General features: G+C 47.5%; 13 protein-coding genes. 8 read left to right on the forward strand and 5 right to left on the reverse strand.

Translation table 11 applies throughout. The annotated features are described in order from the left end of the window. The first annotated feature begins 106 nt into the window (after positions 1-106). Positions 107-1534 carry an amino acid permease gene (locus V7R88_RS04290; protein WP_060599234.1) on the forward strand — a complete coding sequence of 476 codons (1428 nt, stop codon included), beginning with the start codon at positions 107-109 and terminating at the stop codon, positions 1532-1534. A gap of 116 nt (positions 1535-1650) precedes the next feature. Continuing rightward, positions 1651-2232 (forward strand): ECF transporter S component, encoded by a 582-nt coding sequence (locus tag V7R88_RS04295; protein ID WP_054396295.1) that lies wholly within the window; start codon positions 1651-1653, stop codon positions 2230-2232. Positions 2233-2319: 87 nt separating this feature from the next. Here the strand turns inward: V7R88_RS04295 and V7R88_RS04300 are convergent, their stop codons facing one another. Next, positions 2320-2496 (reverse strand): hypothetical protein, encoded by a 177-nt coding sequence (locus V7R88_RS04300; protein ID WP_072535280.1) that lies wholly within the window; start codon positions 2494-2496, stop codon positions 2320-2322. Between the two features lie 71 nt (positions 2497-2567). Further along, on the reverse strand, positions 2568-5378 hold the full coding sequence (locus tag V7R88_RS04305) for a serine aminopeptidase domain-containing protein (protein WP_060599233.1): 2811 nt from the start codon (positions 5376-5378) through the stop codon (positions 2568-2570). A 424-nt stretch (positions 5379-5802) separates the two neighbouring features. Between V7R88_RS04305 and V7R88_RS04310 the strand changes: the two genes are divergently transcribed. The 5 genes from V7R88_RS04310 to V7R88_RS04330 all read left to right on the forward strand — a co-directional run bounded on the left by V7R88_RS04310 (position 5803) and on the right by V7R88_RS04330 (position 12054). Then, a complete protein-coding gene (locus tag V7R88_RS04310) occupies positions 5803-7242 on the forward strand; it encodes a cytochrome ubiquinol oxidase subunit I (protein WP_003641324.1) in 1440 nt (479 codons plus the stop codon). Continuing rightward, positions 7235-8230: a cytochrome d ubiquinol oxidase subunit II gene (gene cydB, locus V7R88_RS04315; protein WP_003641325.1), complete on the forward strand. Its 996-nt coding sequence runs from the start codon at positions 7235-7237 to the stop codon at positions 8228-8230. Before V7R88_RS04310 ends, cydB begins: the two co-directional genes overlap by 8 nt. Before the next feature lie 128 nt (positions 8231-8358). Continuing rightward, positions 8359-10092 (forward strand): thiol reductant ABC exporter subunit CydD, encoded by a 1734-nt coding sequence (gene cydD / locus V7R88_RS04320; RefSeq protein ID WP_154904771.1) that lies wholly within the window; start codon positions 8359-8361, stop codon positions 10090-10092. Continuing rightward, positions 10092-11846 (forward strand): thiol reductant ABC exporter subunit CydC, encoded by a 1755-nt coding sequence (cydC, locus tag V7R88_RS04325; protein WP_152707160.1) that lies wholly within the window; start codon positions 10092-10094, stop codon positions 11844-11846. The genes cydD and cydC overlap by 1 nt, the downstream gene beginning before the upstream one ends. A 73-nt stretch (positions 11847-11919) precedes the next feature. Next, positions 11920-12054 carry a ribosome recycling factor gene (locus V7R88_RS04330; RefSeq protein WP_178138075.1) on the forward strand — a complete coding sequence of 45 codons (135 nt, stop codon included), beginning with the start codon at positions 11920-11922 and terminating at the stop codon, positions 12052-12054. A gap of 4 nt (positions 12055-12058) precedes the next feature. On the opposite strand, the gene V7R88_RS04335 is transcribed toward V7R88_RS04330, so the two are convergent. Both V7R88_RS04335 and V7R88_RS04340 read right to left on the reverse strand, forming a co-directional pair. Further along, complete coding sequence (locus V7R88_RS04335) at positions 12059-13036, reverse strand: L,D-transpeptidase family protein (RefSeq protein ID WP_054396286.1); 978 nt, start codon at positions 13034-13036, stop codon at positions 12059-12061. Between the two features lie 187 nt (positions 13037-13223). Next, a complete protein-coding gene (locus tag V7R88_RS04340; protein ID WP_054396285.1) occupies positions 13224-14201 on the reverse strand; it encodes a polyprenyl synthetase family protein in 978 nt (325 codons plus the stop codon). A gap of 144 nt (positions 14202-14345) precedes the next feature. Between V7R88_RS04340 and V7R88_RS04345 the strand changes: the two genes are divergently transcribed. Further along, positions 14346-15260: a 1,4-dihydroxy-2-naphthoate polyprenyltransferase gene (locus tag V7R88_RS04345; protein WP_054396284.1), complete on the forward strand. Its 915-nt coding sequence runs from the start codon at positions 14346-14348 to the stop codon at positions 15258-15260. A gap of 331 nt (positions 15261-15591) precedes the next feature. Here V7R88_RS04345 and V7R88_RS04350 read toward each other — a convergent pair whose 3' ends face one another. Next, complete coding sequence (locus V7R88_RS04350) at positions 15592-16566, reverse strand: Gfo/Idh/MocA family protein (RefSeq protein WP_054396282.1); 975 nt, start codon at positions 16564-16566, stop codon at positions 15592-15594. Between the last annotated feature and the right edge of the window lie 408 nt (positions 16567-16974).

The following is a 16974-nucleotide window of genomic DNA, read 5'->3' on the forward strand; positions in this document are numbered from 1 at the left end:
TGATTATGAATTAACTGAAATTGTTAGATTTACTTGACTAATTGCACAAAAATTAATAGAATTAACAACGTTGCATTATTAAGATTTTGATTAGGAGGCGTACCAGATGAAAGCATCACAACGATTGTTGGTTAAGAAATCAGTCAATCCAGCTAATTTTAATAAGGGCGGCCTCGAGAAGACGTTGAGTGCATTTAGTCTAACGATGATGGGTGTCGGGGCAATCGTCGGTTCTGGGATCTTTATCACCCCCGGAATCATTGCCGCTAAGTATGCCGGTCCAGCTGCCATGCTCTCATTTGTGATTGCTGCGGTGGTCTGTTCACTGGCCGCTTTATGTTACGCTGAATTTTCTTCGACCATTCCCTTGGCGGGGAGTGCCTATACTTACGTTTATACCGTTTTTGGGGAATTCTTAGCCTGGATTCTTGGTTGGTCTCTGATCTCAGAATATTTATTCGCGGTATCCTCGGTGGCGGTAAGTTGGTCATCGTACTTTCAGAATTTAATGAGCGGCTTTGGCCTAAAACTACCAACATTTCTGACCGCCGCCGCTGGTACTGCCGGTGTCAGTGGTGCTGGATTCAACTTAATTGCTTTTGTCGTGGTTTTGGCTGTCTCACTGTTATTGGTCGGTGGGTTACAAGAGTCAACCCGGGTCAATTCAATTATGGTAATCGTTAAGATTCTAGTGATTGTTCTTTTCATTGGCGTGGCAATTTTCTTTGTGAAACCTGCCAATTATCATCCGTTCATGCCCCATGGTGTTAGCGGACTGGTCAAAGGCGCGTCGTTAGCATTCTACGCGTATATTGGGTTTGATGCGGTGTCGACTGCTTCAGAAGAAGTGAAAAATCCTAAGCGTAATATGCCAATCGGAATTGTCGGTTCGTTAGTCGTAGCATCGATTTTATACGTGGCAATGGCCGCCGTTCTGGTCGGGGTCGTCCATTACAGCAAGCTTAACGTGGGTGATCCCGTGGCGTATGCCTTAGCCGTCATTCATCAAAACTGGGCGGCGGGAATCGTGTCACTAGGTGCCGTTGTCGGTATGACAACCGTCTTGATTGTCATGTTATATGGTGGGACCCGGTTACTGTTTGCGATTAGCCGGGATGGGTTGTTACCGAAAGTCTTTCGGACCGTCAGTCCCCATACCAAAGTGCCGGTTAAGAGTACTTGGATTTTTGGTATTATTGCCAGTGTATTTGCGGCTGTGATTCCATTAGATAAAATCGCGGAGTTAGTCAATATTGGAACGCTATTCGCATTCGCTATGGTCTCAATTGGCGTGGTGTTCCTGCGTCGACACGAAACGCTACAACAAATCAATAGTTCATTTAAAGTACCATTTTATCCGGTATTACCAGTTGTCTCATTTCTGGCATGTATCTACCTGATGCTTAATCTACAGGCATTTACGTGGCATATGTTTGGTATTTGGCTGGTTATTGGTATCGTGATTTACTTTGCCTATAGTTATCGGCACTCCCGTATTCGAGCGGGGCTACGTGTCAAAGAATCGAAATCGTAATCAAAAGTGGGTCTTACCGGTCGGGTGAGGGCCACTTTTTTGCGGCTACTAGGCTTGGGGATATGCTATAATTAAGCGCATAATTCATAAGGTAAAGAGAGTAGAGGTGGCTGATGATGCAGAGACGTTCAAACGCCTATCATATCAGTGTATTAGCGGTACTAATGGCAATCGTGATCATTCAGAATATCGTGCCGTTTTTTGGGTACATTCCATTACCAGGATTGAGTATTACGACAATTCACGTGACGGTTATCTTGGCCGCCGTGGTCTTGGGACCACGTGACGGGGCAATTATTGGTGGAACTTGGGGACTTATTGCGTGGATACGGGCGTTCGTCGCACCGACGAGTCCCTTGGCGCCAATCGTATTCACCAACCCGTTGATAGCGGTGGTACCGCGGATTCTTGTCGGTTTGATAGCCGGTTGGATTTTTATGTGGTTCCAAAAACGACATCAAAAAGTGTTAGGGATGACGCTCGCTGGTGTGGCCGGAGCATTAACGAATACGATTCTAGTTTTGGGCTTGATTGGGCTACTCTACAGCCACCAAGCGGCTGGATTTTATCAAGTTAACTTGAGTAAACTAATGCCGTACTTGTTGACGATCGTGGCCTCGAATGGGATTCCAGAAGCGATTTTAGCCGGAATTCTCACACCACTGATTGGGACACCGCTACTACGTTTTAAAAAATGATTTACTAAAGTGACAACTTAAAGCAGGGCAAACTAAAAACAGCCACTCTTAAAATTCGCGAATTTCAAGAGTGGCTGTTTTTAACCGCTATTTAGCGGCTTGAACTTGTTTCTGGCTAATAATGACTTTGTTGTGATACTTATCAACGATGGCTGGGGCAGGACTTGTAAAGGAGATCAAATACGAATTAGTGTAACTCTTCGCAATGGTCCCAGTATAAGTCTCACCTTCCAGAACGAACGTCACTCGTGTCCCAATATCCATAGTGATTCCTCTTTTCACACGATAGTTTTATTAAGAATAACACACCACTGAACGAAACTGGGAAAAGTTGACTAACTAAAGCGCCGCCGAATTTGGGCCCAGATTCCCGTTGCTAGGGCCAGGAGACTAGCACCTAAAGTTGCAATCCAAGACTGCGTCGTTTCATCAGTTTGGGGGAGATCAGCCGTTGCAGTCGTCGCCTTGGTAGCCGGTGAAGAGACGGGAACTAGGTCCGCGCTGTCAGTATCAGTTGTTGTGGCTGATACGGTGGTTGGCGTCGTAACACTTGCTTCACGGTCGCTGTAATCCTGACGCAAACTGGCTGTGACGGCCGAACCACTGTCATCGTGATTGACTAACCAGTCCGTGTTGGTCGTGGCATTTGAGCTGACCATAATTGAATCACTGGCTTGGCCCTTGATAACACCGTTCTGATGGTTATCACTGGATCGAGTCGTAGTGGTCGTAACGTCTGTCCCATCAACCGCCGTGTCGGGATCACTATCCACCGCATTATCCGTGTCATTTAAGTCAACGTCATGAGGCGTTGAAGTCTCGTTAGTCTTTGCATGCGTGGTCGTATCCGTTGCGCTGTCATCAAAGGCATCAGTAATGTCCGTCGTCGCATTATCACTGGCCGTTTGATTGTGACTAGTGGCATCGTCAGTCGTCAGCTCACCGGTCGCTGTCGTGGTTTGCGAATCGCTGGCATCGTGATTATCAAGACTACCATTAGTAACGTCATCAGTAACGTCATCATTGCCTTGGGTGGTCGTATCGGTGCTTGTCCCGTTATCAGTTGCTTCCTGATTACGATCGTCCGTTACTTGATCAACATCAACCGCTTCGTCTTCAGCTTCCGCGACGGAGAGTAGTGGTGTTAAGAAAGCTAACAAATGTTGACGGTATTGCAGGATCGCATTATTGGCCGCAGCGTGACCACCGACAGTCCCTGGTAAGATCCACACTTCTTGGTCAGCGGAATGATTAGCGGCGGCTAATTCCAACGATTGCGTATATGGAATAAAGGCGTCGTCTTGCGTGTGGATCAAGAGCAATGGAATGGTGATTTTGCTTGCCGCATCAGTCGCTGATAAGTCATCGACACTGAAACCTTGCTCCTTGATCAACCGAGCATTCATTGCGGCCACAATCTTATCATAGGATAGGAAGGGCAGGCTCGTGATGGCTGGCAGACCAACGGATTGAAGGGCGTTTGAAACGGCAGCGATGGCCTTGTTGTATAGTGAGCTACCTAGTTCTGGTAAGGTCGCGTACCCGGCGTCCGAAACAACTGCTTTAACGGACTTTGAAAGTCCAGGAACTGAGGCGGCTTCCAATACGGTGTCGGCGCCTAATGATTGCCCATAGAAGACAACCTGACTGTCAGCACCATTGCGTTCGTCGACCATCTTGACCCAGTTCAACCAGTCATATTTATCCTGATAACCAAACGTTAAGTTATCACCATCACTTAGGAACTGGCCACGTTGGCTCGGCATGAGGACGTTATAGCCCATGTCATACCAAATTTTTGAAACGTAGCCGATCCAATCAACATGTTCCGTCCAACCTTGGCCGATGATGACTGTCTTGGTGGAATCACCGTTTTGAATATAGTAAGCACGAACGTACTGTGTCGGGTCATTGTATTCAGGTAGGGTCCAAGTCTCCTTAGCTACGTTATCCCACCAAGTTACGGTCGTTGGATAATACGCTTCGGCCGCAGCTCGGTCGGCAGCGTAAGCGACGGGATCGAGACCGGTCCAGGTATTAGAAATGTCGTAACGGTGCTGATTCATTTCGGTACGTAAATTAGAGAGGGCTTCCGAACCCGTGCCGGTGAAGACGATCGGGTAAAGCACGTTACCCACGATCTTACTGGCAATATCTGTAGGAAGTTCTTTTAACGCGTCAAGAATCGTTGATAGTTTTGCTTTGGCCGCTGCTAATTGTTCTTGGCCAGACGGTGTCGCCGCTTGATTTGCTAAGTCCTTGATCGTATTGACGACCGCCACAATATCACTGGCATCTAACGTCACCGTTGTCGTATCGGTCTTATCAGAGGTAGTGACCTTTTTCCAGGTCACACTGTAAGGGCCGCTTTGTGTAATGGTGACCGTGCTCTTTTGATTGCCGGTGGTGTCGTTAGTTTCGTAGATCAAACCGTGACCGCTGTCGCTTGTCGCATCACTAGCCGCGCTAGTCGCTGCCGCACTAGTTGGCGTTGCCGCGGCAGTCGAGTCAGTACTGGCACTAGCAGTTGTCGCTAGTTTGGGAGTCGAATCATCAGTTGAAGCGGTCGTGGCATCACTGGCTGAATTAGTTGTTGATTCAGTCGGATTCGCGGCTGTTGTACCGTCATTCGTCGCTTCGCTAGCCGCCTGTTCGGTACCGTTAACGGTACTAGCCGCTGTCGAATTAGCAGTGGTGGTCGCCTGACTAGTTCCCATGTCGCTGGCGCTGTTGGCCGCTTTGCTAGCCTGGTCAGCCGCCGTACTTGCAGCTTGGTCGCTCGTGCTAGTCTCAGTTGTGGCCCCGGTAGTACTTGTCTCAGTAGTTCCAGCCTGACTAGGCTCAGTACCGGCATTGCTGTCGGTAGACAGTGTGTCCTGACTGGCGACAGTAGACGCCTGGCTGCTTGAATCAGTCACCGTTGCCCCGGCAGCTTGACTGAGTTGGCTAGCAACACTTGCAGGGGCGTTGGCCGCCGAAGTGGTCGTGGCACTGGTTGGGGTGGTCGTTGCTGCTAAGGCGTTAGTCGTCAGCATTAACGTACTACCGAGCCCCGCAATGGTAATCCCCGCGTAAACCCAATGTTTGCCATCTTTGAACATCTTGTAGTGTTCAACGGTGGTCGTTTGTTGTGAATTCCTTTTCATTATATTTACTCCTCGTAACGTTTTATTCTATTGCACGTTGTAAAATATAGCACGCCGACCCGCCCTTGTTTGCGTTTTCGCGGCCTAAACTTGTTAAATGAAGTGCTTTTTTAATAACAGCATCACTTGTTTATAATATAAATCACTTTGTGGACTGGTTGACCATGATGACTGATTGATTGGAGACTGCTATGTCCGCCAATCATGAGCATTGTTCACGATTTTGATGGCAGTTGCCAAGTTGTAAAATGTGAACTTACAAACGAATAAATGTATTAATAGTGGCCTTGAAAATTAGCGGCTTTGACTATTTTGGGAATAAAAGTTGAGATTGATTGAAATTTCACTTATCACTTGCTATTATGAAAGGTGAATAAAGTGTTTCCGCTTTCGTAGGGAATAAATTAATAAAGGGGGGACCATTATGAATCTTGGATTAAGTATTTTATCCTTGGCGCGCTTTCAGTTCGCGATGACCACGGTGTTTCATTTCTTCTTTGTGCCATTATCAATCGGCTTAGCCTTGGTTGTTGCCATCATGGAAACGGTGTATGTTGTCAAAAAAGACATCATGTACAAGCACATGGCACAATTTTGGGGCCGCATTTTCTTACTTAGCTTTGCCGTTGGTGTCGTAACAGGGATTATACAAGAATTCCAATTTGGGATGAACTGGTCTGATTATTCACGGTTTATGGGTGACATTTTTGGGGCGCCACTAGCGATTGAAGCGTTAGTTGCCTTCTTTATGGAATCCACGTTCATTGGGTTATGGATGTTTGGTTGGGATCGGTTTAATGCCAAGCTCCACTGTGCGTTTATCTGGTTAACGTCGATTGGGACGATGATTTCCGCGATGTGGATTTTAGCAGCGAACAGTTTCATGCAAAATCCAGTTGGTTTCATGATCAATACCAAAACTGGTCGTGCACAGATGACGAGCTTTGCCGCAGTCGTCAAGAACGAACAGCTCTGGTATGAATTACCACATGTGTTGTTCGGGGCGTTTGTGACCGGCTCATTTGTGGTTGCAGGGATGGCGGCGTTTGCGTTACTCAAAAAGAAAAACGTCACGTTCTTCCGCAAGTCGATCAAAGTTAGTTTGATCGTTGGTCTGGTTGCTTCCATCGGTGTAATTGGGATGGGTGACTTACAGACGCGTTACATCATTAAAGAACAACCGATGAAGTTTGCCGCAACGGAAGGTTTATACAAGGATTCCGGCTCGCCAGCTTCATGGGCAGTTATTGAAGGGATGGATACTAAGAACCATAAGGCCAATTGGTCGATTGAAATCCCGTATGTTTTGGATATTTTAAGCTATCATAAGTTGTCCGGTAACGTGAAGGGGCAAAATACCCTTAATAAGGAACTTCATGCCAAGTATGACAAGAAGTTTGGCAAGGACATGAACTACTACGTCCCAACGAAGACGCTCTTCTGGAGCTTCCGGGTCATGACAGTAGCTGGTGGACTCTTCGCCCTGATTGCCATTATCGGGCTGTATTTCAACCGTGCAAAGTCAACGTTGATCGAGCGGCAACGTTGGTTCCTGTGGGTACTAGGAATCTGCACGTTCTTACCATTCGCCGCCAACACGGCCGGCTGGTTGATTACTGAATTAGGGCGTTATCCATGGGTTGTTTATGGGTTACTGACGATTGCGGATGCCGTTTCACCAAATGTTAGTGTCGCTTCGTTGCTGATTTCTAACATCGTGTACTTCTGCTTGTTCAGTGGCTTAGGTATTGTCATGATTGTTTTATCACGGCGTGCCTTACACCAAGGCCCCGATGATTTGTTGCAAGCTAGCGATGACGCACCATACGATCCTTATGGTAAGGAGGCGTTCAGTCATGAGTAATCTACAGTTCTTATGGTTTATTCTGGTGGGCGTTCTATTTAGTGGCTTCTTCTTCCTTGAAGGTTTTGACTTCGGGGTTGGGATGACGATTAAGAGTTTAGCCCAGACCCGCGCCGAGCGCGATGTTGTGATTCATACGATTGGCCCACACTGGGATGCCAATGAAGTGTGGTTGATCACTGCTGGTGGGGCGATGTTTGCGTCGTTCCCAATGTGGTATGCTTCCTTATTCTCCGGGTTCTATCTCATCTTGTTGTTGATTCTAGTGGCCCTCATTATGCGGGGAGTCTCATTTGAATTTAGAAGTCGGATGGAAAGTGACGCCGGCCGGAATTTCTGGGAATGGGCTGCAGCCCTTGGCAGTTTCTTTGCTGCCTTCCTGTTCGGGATGATGTTTACCGCTTTGGTCAAAGGGATGCCAATCAACGCTAATGGTGATATGACGGCCCACTTCACCGACTACGTGAACTTGTTCTCAATCGTTGGTGGGGTTGCCGTAACGTTACTCTGCTATTTGCACGGGTTAAACTTTATCCGGCTGAAGACGACCGGGACGTTGCGTGAACGGGCACTTCAGTGGGCCAAACCGTTATACTGGGTCCTGTTTGCCGGTGAAGTAGTCTTCGCGATTCTACTGTTCTTTAACACCGATTTCTTTACCAAGAAGCCAATCTCAACCACGATTTTAGTGGTCGCCTTAGTGGCGTTAACGGTATTGGCTACTTGGGGTGTTTATGGGAATCATGAATGGCTCTCATTTATTAGCAGTGGCCTCTCACTGATCGACGTGGTCGTCCTCTTGTTCAACGGACTATTTCCACGCGTCATGGTGGCGAACAATTCGGCATACAGCATTCTGATTAAAGATGCGTCTAATTCACCATATACGTTGCACCTGATGACCGTTATCTCATTATCGGTACTGCCGATTATGTTGATCTACTTTATTTGGAGTTATTGGGTCTTCTACAAACGGTTGGCATCGTAATTCAAATGCGGATGACGACAGTATCACTGGTGCGGTGGTACAATTAATTTAACAGCACCAACGGGGTCGCGACCTTGGCCAAGTGCCAGGGTGCGACCCCGTTCATTTTAAGCGGGGAGGGATCGGATGTGTTTGATCCGGCATTATTTAAACTACCAGGGATGCGCCGAGCGGCCACGATTCTAGGCTTGCTGGCCATTATCGAGGGTATTTGCATTGTCTTTCAAGCCTACTACCTATCAGTGGCGATTGTTGGACTATGGCACTTGCATTCATTGGCGTCGATCAGTCAGCCCATGCTATGGTTCGCATTAGCTTGGGTCGGACGGCAGTTACTGGTCGTCATTAAAAATCGTGTGATGTACCCGTTAGTCGAACAGACGACGGGTGACTTGCGGCGTAAAGTGATGCAGAAGTTATACCAACTCGGCCCAAGTTATGTAGCTAAGACTGGGACTGGTAACGTGGTGACGACAGCGCTTGAAGGTATCGATAAAGTTCAGACATACTTAATGTTGGTTGTGATTAAAGTAATCGACATGATGGTTATCCCGTGGATCATTTTAATTTACATCGCGTGGTTGCGTTGGCGTGAGGCCCTTTTTCTACTAGCAATTTTTCCATTGATTATTCTATTTATGATTATTTTGGGCTATGCCGCTCAAGCTAAAGCGGATAAGCAGTACGTGGGCTACCAACGGATGTCTAATCACTTCGTTGATACGCTGCGCGGTTTACCGACATTAAAGCAGTTAGGACTGAGCAAACGGTACGCTGACAACGTGTATCAGGTCAGTGAAGGTTATCGGAAGCAAACGATGGCGGTTATCAAGATTGCGATGCTATCGACTTTCGCTTTGGACTTCTTCACGACCTTATCGATTGCGGTCGTGGCGGTCTTCCTAGGTTTCGGCTTGATTAACGGCACGATTACGTTGCTACCGGCGCTGGTTATCCTGGTCTTATCGCCAGACTATTTCTTGCCATTGCGAACATTCGCTAATGACTACCATGCCACTTTAAATGGTAAGAACGCGTTTGCGGATGTCCAGAAGATGCTAGCTTTGCCGGTGCCAACTGAACGTCAACAGCTCGGTACTCAGCCTGTGCAATGGCAAAGTGATAGTACGTTAAGCTTACATGACGTTGATTTTAAGTATGATGATGATCAGCTGGCCTTAAAACACATTAATATTGATGTGCATGGTTACCAACGGATCGGGATTATTGGGGCATCCGGCTCCGGCAAATCAACTTTGATCAATTTGTTAGGTGGCTTTCTAACCCCGGTCGCTGATCAGGGTAAAATTCAAGTCAACGGGCAAACAGTCTCGCATTTGAGCCAGGACGCCTGGCAGCAGAGCTTTTTCTACATTCCGCAAAACCCATATCTGTTCCATGCAACGTTAGCAGAGAATATCGCTTTTTATCAGCCAGACGCTTCACGTCAAGCGATTGAACGAGCTGCTGAAAACGCTGGATTAACGGCCTGGATTGCAACGTTACCGGCGGGGTTGGATACGGCGATTGGTGAAGGCTCCCGTGGTGTCAGTGGTGGTCAGGCGCAACGGATTGCTTTGGCGCGGGCCTTTCTTGACGACTCGCGGCGAGTTCTGTTATTTGATGAACCAACTGCCCACTTGGATATTGAAACTGAAGCGGAACTGAAAACGACGATTTTACCTGTACTTGATAATCACTTAGTTTTCTTCGCGACTCACCGGTTACACTGGATTAATCAGATGGATTACGTGTTAGTGATGGATCATGGGGAAATCGTTGAACAAGGGACACCGGCGGAATTGGCCGCGCATGACGGGGCGTACGTTCAGTTACGTGATGAAATGGTAGGTGCGATCTAATGAAAGATTTTTTGGCAACTTTTAAAAATGATACTTGGGTCATGCCGTATTTGCGCAAGTATAAAAAGTTACTAGCCCTGACGCTGTTTTTGGGTCTAATGACATTTTTCTGCGGTTCAGCGCTGATGTTCAACTCGGGCTACTTGATCAGTAAAGCCGCACGACACCCGTATAATATTCTGATGATTTATGTGCCAATCGTTCTAACGAGGGCGTTTGGGATTGGCCGGCCCGCCTTTCGCTATGCGGAGCGAATTACGAGTCATAACTGGGTACTGCGGATCGTATCAGACTTTCGTAAGAAGTTGTACCAATCCGTTGCCAAGCACGCCGTAGCGATTCGCCAAAATTTCCAGACTGGTGATGTCCTGAGCATTTTAGCTGACGATATTGACCATATTGAAAATTTATATTTACGGACCGTTTTTCCAACGGTGATTGCCTGGTTGATGACGCTAGTGATTGTGATTGGTCTGGGCTACTTTAGCTGGTGGTTCGGGCTATTGATGTTGTTGATGTTAGGATTGGTCGTTGTGGTAATGCCGCTATGGTCGGTCTTACTGAATGGTGCTCGTGAATCACGCAGTCGTCAGATTCAACAGGGCTTTTATACGCAGCTGACTGATTCGGTAATGGGGCTCGGTGATTGGTTGATTGCCGGACGTCAAACGGATTTCTATGAGCGGCAAACCCAGCCTATCGAAGCAATTGCGGCACTTCGTAAACAGGACCATCGCTTTCAGTGGTGGCGAGATTTTACGATTCAGATCATTTTCGGGGTGATTTGTTTAGCGCTCTTGATCTGGAGTAGTTTTTACTGGACAACGAATGCGGCTAGTTCTAATTGGATTGCGGCGTTTGTCCTCTCCGTATTCCCGTTGGTTGATGCGATGCAGTCCGTCAGTCAGGGGGTTAGTGAGTGGCCAAGTTATCAACGGTCTATCAAACGAGTCAACGCCTTAGACACCACGCCTGAAGATGAACACGATCAGACAGTCTTAACGGAGCCATTTCAAGTCTTGCGTATTGCGGACCTTGACTTTAAATATGCGGAAGGTGGTCACGCGATTTTTGACGGTTTGAATCTGACTTTAAAAGCCGGTGAAAAGTTAGCCCTGCTAGGACCTTCCGGAACGGGAAAGAGTACCTTGCTCAAGCTGATTTTAGGTGACCTGACACCGGATAGTGGGACGGTTCAATTGAATGATGTGCCCATCGCACGGCTACAAAATGAGCGCGCTCAACTATTTGGCGTCCTGGACCAGCAGCCGTACTTGTTCAATACGACGATTATGAACAACGTACGGATGGGTAACTTGCAAGCAACTGACGAACAAGTTAAAGCCGCGCTAGCAGCAGTCGAGTTAGCACCCTTGATCGACACGCTCCCCGATGGTTACGAGACGGTCGTCGAAGAGGGCGGGGCGCGTTTCTCTGGTGGTGAACGACAACGGCTCGCGCTAGCCCGCATTCTATTACAAGATGCGCCCATCATCATTTTAGATGAACCGACTGTCAGTCTTGATCCAATTACTGAGGCCCACTTACTGACCACGGTGTTCCGGGTCTTACATGATAAGACGATTCTGTGGGTTACGCACCATTTGGCCGGGGTCAACCATGTCGACCAAGTTCGTTTCTTGGAAGATGGACAATTCGATATGGCCGGTACGCCGAGCGAACTATACGCGAGCGCACCACGGTTTAAACGCCTTTATGACTTGGACCAAGGGCGTGATGATGCGCAAGAATGATCAGTAAACTGGTTGATAGCAGTCTTCACGTGCGCCTGGTGCTTGTGAAACAGACTTTTAATTACTGCGCTGAATGGGTATTCAGCCTACGAATGTAGTGGTCATGATGACCATTGCTGATTACACCGCCAATTTAGAGCGTAAAAAGGACTTAGTCGCTGAGACCAAGTCCTTTTTATATGCAATTAATCGCCAGGTTATGATTTAACCTGTTAGTAATTTTGTAATTGTGCCCGATTCTGAACGTCGACCACGTAGGCTTTCGTGCCTAAGCGGCTGAGTAAGGTCCGTACATCATTGTAATTGATTGAGACGCAACCAGCCGTTGCCCATTGATTCTTGACGTGAATAAAGAAGCCCGAGCCATTGCGTTGACCGTGATTGTCCATCACGATTGCTAATTGGTATTGATTGTGGGGCGCGGCCTTCGTGTAATCGATCAGATGCTCGTTTTTGTTATTGGCCCAGTTACGATTCTGCCACGTGTTATATTGCCGGTCATGTGGATCTTCAATCCAGTAAGATTTCCGGTTGATCTGTCGATAGGCCATACCACTAGTTCTGGCACTGGCAGCTTTACCAAATGCGAAGCTTAAGTGATAAACGCCTTTGGGTGTGGTACTGCTGCCTTCGTGAGAATTACCAATGCCAGCGGCGCCGATGCGACTTGCGGAAGTTAGTGTGTTCTGCCAGCCGCGATTGGTTTTTTGCCAAAGTTTAAGGGTAGCCGTGGATGAGCCGTTTTGGATGACCGTCACGATTTGCTGTGCCTTTTTGGCCACGCGCATTCTTGAGACGAGGGTTGCCTCGGATGGGGTGGTAGCTTTGGCCCTAACTGGCTTTAAGTAGCCACTCCAAATCCAGCCCGAGGCGCCATTCCTGCTGTTGCGAACCCAGTAGTAACGAACCTTCTTGCCGTGCATGGTAATGTCGGTTTGCTGGCTCGTTGTCCACACCGTGTTGCGATAGTTTTTCAAATCATGATTGGCCCTGAATGTCCACCGATTATAATTGCCATTCGCCCTGAAGGTATGCGACTTGGTGTCAGTCGTATAGTAGGCTTTGTGCGCTGTTGCGCGCGTTGGTGTGCGGTGATAGTAAGTACTGGCGCTTGCGGACACTGAACTTAGCATCGTAACCGATGCAATCATTAGTGCGCTCCCCAGCAAGCGATTAACAATCTTTTTCATGAAGTTCCTCCTGACGAAAAATAGACCCCGTTATTACAACTTTTATACAAACACTATAATACTATTTATTTTAGTAAAATGGATAACTTTTTTTGAACAAAGCGTGTCGTTATCAACTGCGTCATGGCCGCAAAAAAATCGCGCATCAAAGTCAATGGGGCACTTTAATGCGCTGATCTAATAAGTGTTAATGGTTACGGACTAGTAGCTCGGTTACTAGTCGCCGTAAAGTTTGTTGCGTTTCGCCAGTTGGCAGCTGGTCGATTAGGTTCAATGCGGTTTTGGTGTAGTGGGTGGCTAATTGTTGTGCCTGGGTGACACCGCCCAAGGCAATCACCTGGTCGCGAATCGTTAGTAGTTGTTCGTTGTTAATGTGGTCGCCCGGCTGCGGCAACTGTTCTGCTAATTGTGGTTCGGCGGTCAGCGCGTAGATGAGCGGTAGGGAGTACACCCCGTCGCGTAAGTCGTTAAGTACTGGCTTTTGCGTTAAGGCCTCGTCGCCAGCGTAATCAAGGACGTCATCTAACATCTGGTAGGCCAAGCCCATCCGTTCACCAATCTGTTGCGCCAACTTAACGACGCTGGTATCAGCACCCGCAAAATGGGCGCCCTGTTCGCAACTCAGGCTGAACAAGCGGGCCGTTTTGCCACGGGCGATGGCTAAGTAGTCGTCGACGGTGGTGGTGGGATCAAAATTATGGGCCATTTGATCTAATTCGCCTTGGAGAATTGCCCGCATCGCCGCCGTATTGATTTTTATATCGGCAGGAGTCTTGGCCGCAATCAAAACTTGGTCGAAGTAGCAGGTGAAGAGCAAGTCCCCAGCATAGATGGCGTTACGTTGCCCGTAGTCCTGGTGGATGGTTGTCACGTGGCGGCGTTCTGGTGATTCATCGATCACGTCGTCGTGAATCAGGGTTGCCACGTGGAGCAGTTCCATGGCTGCTGCGCCCGCCCGCAACCGCGCCGTGTTATGATCCGGCCCAAATTGACTGAATAGATAAAAGAAGCCGGGGCGTAAAAATTTACCGCCCGCAGCGAGCAATTCGTGAACGCGGTCGTTAATGGCGGCGTTATCAATTTTTACGTTAGTGGCTAGATACGGCTTTAGTGCTGCTAATTCTTTTGCGACAAGACTTTCCGGTTGCCAAATCGTTTGCATCATAATCAAAATACCCCGCTTTTTTTGAGAGATGGCCCCGGGACGTTTTGACGTCAACACTTGCAGCCAGTCACATTCTAAAATACAATCTATACTAAAGGTACAAATAACTTGTATCGTTGTCAAACAAAAGGATGGTGTAAATCATTGAAACCAAAAGTGTTTCTCGAATTTGTTGAAATCAAATCATTAATTGCGAGCGTGTTACCGTTCGTCTTGGGGAGTATGTACGCTTATTATAATTATCATCAGTTGCATCTAGGCTATTTATTGCTATTTTTCGTGGCGTCTTCTCTTTTTCATATGGCGACTAATGCGAATGATAATTATCAAGACTTCTTGCACGCACCGCGGAACGACGATAATCAAGAGTTTTTGCAAGAGACTAACGTGGTTGGCGTGAACCAGATTTCCATTGGGCAGGCCCGGACGATTACGTTTGGGTTAGCTGGCATCTCGTTGATCATCGGACTATGGTTAGTGACGCAGACGGGGCTGCCACTACTATGGATGGGAATCTATTCTTATGCGGTCGGTTACTTTTACGCTGGCGGGCCGAAGCCAATCTCACAGGGACCATTCGGGGAATTCTTCTCGGGCTTTACGATGGGCTTCATGATTTTTTGGATTGCCGTTTTCATCAATACGTATGACATGGCGGCCATCACGTGGCAGTCAGCGTTCGCCGTTTTAATTGCGTCGGGGCTGGCCATTTTTGCAATTTCAAACATTATGTTAGCAAATAATATCTGTGATATGGACGAAGACATTGCGCTCGGTCGGCATACGATTTTGTACTATCTCGGTAAACCAGTGATGCTTCAGGTATTCGCGTGGAGTTACGTGGCTGGATATGCTTGCTTGGTGATTGCGGTCATCATGGGCGTGTTACCAAAGTTCAGCTTATTAACGCTGATCAGTATTATTCCGGTTTGGAAAAACACGCGCATCTTCCTGCACAAGCAAGTCAAGCGGGAAACCTTCACGATTTCAATCAAAAACGCAACGTTGATTTGTCTCTCATTCATTGTCTTTATGGGATTGGGCCTGATTTTTAACTAATTCTGCAATCAATGACAACGGCGTGGTGGCAAACACCAATTAGTCGGCTATGTATCCATCAGCGTGCGTCCGAGGCCAACCCGTAACCTGTGTCAACTTGCATGCCAGCAGGCAGTCTTCTGATTTCCACAATTAGCAGAATTACTGGCCAGTTTATAATTGGTCTACTCATCACATTGAGGTCAATCAGATTTTTGCCAGGGGCTGGCCGATTCTGGTTTTGTGGATTGGTCTAATTAAACAATATTGCACGATAAAAACAGCTTGAGTATCGGTGACGCAACACACCGGTAGTCAAGCTGTTCTAATTTATAGAAAATATTATGAAGGACTAGTTTTCAAATGGGTAGCGAAAGTCCCATTGCGCCCGCGCGGCGGTCATAATATCCATCACGTCAGTCGTTTTTGCGAGACTAGTGTTGTGCAATTCACCAGCGACCATTTTTTGCATGTCAGCAATTTCGTAATTCATGGCGTTGGTACTATCGCCAGCCGTGATGGTCTCAGTATGACCTTCGCTGTCAGTGAAAGTGGCACTGTCAGCACGTGGGTAGGTATCGACGGTAAAGTAACCATTCTCATACGCGACGATCCCACGTTTAGGCATCTTGGCCCGGAATGTTAGGGCAACGGTGGCTAATTCATCATTGGCATTCCGCAACGTAATCGTTGATGATTCGTCGACGCCACTGCTGAAGCGGTGCATCGTCGTTCCAGTAATGTATGGTTTAGCAGTCAAGAATTCTTCCACGAAGGCTAGGGCATAGACACCAATGTCCAGTAAGGCCCCACCGGCAAGGTCCGGATTAAAGAAGCGATTAGTTGGGTCTGGTTCTTTAAAACTACCAAAGCTAGCTTGAATCATCTTCAAATCACCAAGATGCCGTTCAGCCGCAAAATCGTGGAGCTTCTCGTATAATGGCATGTGATAGAGGGTCATCGCTTCCGCTAAGATAAGGTGGTTGCTAGCAGCCACTTCCTTGGCAATCGCGAGTTGGGTACTAGACATCGTGATGGCTTTTTCACTGAGGACGTGTTTACCTGCGCGTAAAGCGGGCAAAATCGTATCGATGTGATAGTTATGGGGTGTTGCCACGTAAACGATGTCAACCTGTTCATCAGCTAGCAGATCGTCCAAATTCCCATAGGCTTTCGGAATACCATGTTCAGCAGCAAAGGCACTGGCTTTTTCCTGCGAACGTGAGCAAACGGCGTAGATCTCGCCGTCCGGTTGATCAAAATATTTAACGAAACTGTGTGCGATGTTACCAAGACCAACAATGGCCCAGCGATAAGTTTTCGACATTAATGTTTCCTCCTCGGATTAATCGAATGTGACCACTTACATTTTAGCAAAAAAATAAGGAATTGGCGTCCAATAATCATGTAAAATTAATTCAAAAGTCGGTAAAATAGAGTGTAATACGACCGACGCTCATTGCGATTAAGACTTAGATGCTGATTTCTTAGGGCAAAAGCAACCAGCTTAGGCCCGCTGGAAACAGTTCGAGTTAGCGTAAACTTTTTTGGTTGGTTCGTCCTACGCCGACTTCCAGGCATTTCTGCCAATTGCCGGAACGTGGTGGGCACAGATTTAAGCCGAAGCCCACGTCTTAAATACTGGCCTTTCACTAACCAAGCACAAAACGCTTGCTAAGTGAAATTTCACCACTGGGCATTGTCAGAAACGCCTTCCAGTCGGGATGATATTCGA

Source organism: Lactiplantibacillus argentoratensis (genome assembly GCF_037290055.1).
GTDB lineage: Bacteria > Bacillota > Bacilli > Lactobacillales > Lactobacillaceae > Lactiplantibacillus > Lactiplantibacillus plantarum.

Excerpts from the sequence above, each read along its gene's own strand:
- V7R88_RS04290 (WP_060599234.1), top strand. The coding sequence starts at position 107 with ATGAAAGCATCACAACGATTGTTGGTTAAGAAATCAGTCAATCCAGCT.
- V7R88_RS04295 (WP_054396295.1), top strand. The coding sequence starts at position 1,651 with ATGCAGAGACGTTCAAACGCCTATCATATCAGTGTATTAGCGGTACTA.
- V7R88_RS04300 (WP_072535280.1), bottom strand. The coding sequence starts at position 2,496 with ATGGATATTGGGACACGAGTGACGTTCGTTCTGGAAGGTGAGACTTAT.
- V7R88_RS04305 (WP_060599233.1), bottom strand. The coding sequence starts at position 5,378 with ATGAAAAGGAATTCACAACAAACGACCACCGTTGAACACTACAAGATG.
- V7R88_RS04310 (WP_003641324.1), top strand. The coding sequence starts at position 5,803 with ATGAATCTTGGATTAAGTATTTTATCCTTGGCGCGCTTTCAGTTCGCG.
- cydB (WP_003641325.1), top strand. The coding sequence starts at position 7,235 with ATGAGTAATCTACAGTTCTTATGGTTTATTCTGGTGGGCGTTCTATTT.
- cydC (WP_152707160.1), top strand. The coding sequence starts at position 10,092 with ATGAAAGATTTTTTGGCAACTTTTAAAAATGATACTTGGGTCATGCCG.
- V7R88_RS04330 (WP_178138075.1), top strand. The coding sequence starts at position 11,920 with ATGGGTATTCAGCCTACGAATGTAGTGGTCATGATGACCATTGCTGAT.
- V7R88_RS04335 (WP_054396286.1), bottom strand. The coding sequence starts at position 13,036 with ATGAAAAAGATTGTTAATCGCTTGCTGGGGAGCGCACTAATGATTGCA.
- V7R88_RS04340 (WP_054396285.1), bottom strand. The coding sequence starts at position 14,201 with ATGATGCAAACGATTTGGCAACCGGAAAGTCTTGTCGCAAAAGAATTA.
- V7R88_RS04350 (WP_054396282.1), bottom strand. The coding sequence starts at position 16,566 with ATGTCGAAAACTTATCGCTGGGCCATTGTTGGTCTTGGTAACATCGCA.